The sequence below is a fragment of the Thermogutta sp. genome (assembly GCF_039793925.1).
Classification (GTDB): Bacteria; Planctomycetota; Planctomycetia; order Pirellulales; family Thermoguttaceae; genus Thermogutta.
Genome location: NZ_JBAMME010000190.1, coordinates 1 through 1,029 on the forward strand (window position 1 = coordinate 1; position 1,029 = coordinate 1,029).

1 protein-coding gene is annotated in these 1,029 nt (G+C 58.0%); it reads left to right on the forward strand.

The annotated features are described in order from the left end of the window. On the forward strand, nucleotides 1–324 hold a 324-nt coding region (locus tag ABJK56_RS07000), incomplete at its 5' end, for a hypothetical protein (protein ID WP_347243950.1). Between the last annotated feature and the right edge of the window lie 705 nt (nucleotides 325–1,029).

Here is a 1,029-nt window from a genome sequence, read left to right on the forward strand (position 1 = left end):
AACTTGGCCACAAGCGTCTTCCTGAACGCGCTCCAGGCCTCCGAGTTCTTCCTCCTGCCATCCATAGTGGTGGCGCTGCTCTTCTTCAGCAGGATGGGCCTCTCCACGGGTGCGAAGAGGAGGATATCCTACGCGCTGATAGCCGGGATGGTGATAACGTTCCTTTCTGGCGAGACGTATTTCGCGACGTTAGCGATGCCCGCACTCTACGCGGCCGTGCTGGGGGCGGCGATCATCTGGGTGGGACTCGCCCTCGGTGCATACTACTCGTGGGGTGCGTACAGGTCGAGCGGATCCGCCGGCAACGCTCCCGCTGCTCAATAGTAGCACAATTTCGCTCAATTTTTTGGATCAGATTATTTCACAATGAGCAAGAAAGCTCCGACCTTCAGGGAGGATATGAATTGCGGAAATATATAAATAGCAAAGGAAAGAACGTGCACGTGGAAAGTCCTGCAGATAAGTCCTCTAAGGGAGGCACGCAGGATACTCCCACGGCAAATCCAGCCACTGGCTGGTTTGGAATGCCTCCGCAGTCCGTCCCCGGCACCGTGGATAAAGGCATATCCAGATTGCACGCAGACAGGGATGCGTGCAAGGGGAGCACTGATATCCCCAGAGGGGCAACGTTTGGGACCGGAACGATCCCGAAACTCAAGAATGGAGGTTCCGCAGGACGCTCCCAGACCGTGAGGGATTATGGAGTAACAGGAGGCAAAAGCAGAACCTCCGCCGCTTCAGCGAGGAGAGTACGTCAGTTCACAATTCAGGGTGGATCCGGTAGCTTCCTTTCTAGTCTAGAATGTTCGAATAATGACCGCGGGCACGCCGAGACAATGCAGACCATGAGGCGGAGGTTCTGCACGTGCACGGGCGTTGGAGGCCCGGCGCTAGGCGGCGCGCGCTCCGCAAACCTGAGGACCACAAGTCCGGCGCGATCAGGAATCCGTCAGGCCGTCAGCAGCTCCTCCAGGAGCCCTGGATCAGTCATCAGCGCCGTTCCCACGAGGAACGCGTCGGCGCCCGAGT